Source organism: Alkalicoccobacillus porphyridii, from assembly GCF_007293315.1.
Classification (GTDB): domain Bacteria; phylum Bacillota; class Bacilli; order Bacillales; family Bacillaceae_D; genus Alkalicoccobacillus; species Alkalicoccobacillus porphyridii.
On the sequence record NZ_VLXZ01000226.1, the window covers coordinates 1 to 269 of the forward strand.

Annotated in this window: 1 protein-coding gene; it reads right to left on the reverse strand. The window is 52.4% G+C overall.

Annotation, left to right across the window (positions count from 1 at the left end; genetic code table 11):
- On the reverse strand, positions 1–269 hold a 269-nt coding region (locus FN960_RS24125), incomplete at both ends, for an ATP-binding cassette domain-containing protein (protein WP_260682104.1).

Consider the following 269-nt stretch of genomic DNA (forward strand, 5'->3'; position numbering starts at 1 on the left):
GTGCCTGTCCGACATGAGAGAGCAACTCGCTAAGAGGCGTTTGTGCATCGACTGCTAACGGCGCATCAATCAGCGCCGCATCAAGACCTTGCTGCTGCGTTAACGCGGTTTTAAGCGAATCGATGGAGACTGCGCCGACAAACTTATTACCGCGTTCGATAACGTAGCCATATTCGCGATCTTCATCCTGCAATAATTTCAGTGCCGAACGTGGGCCGAAGCCAGGGGTTTTACGAATTAAGCCATTCGGTGTCCGGCGGGCAATATCT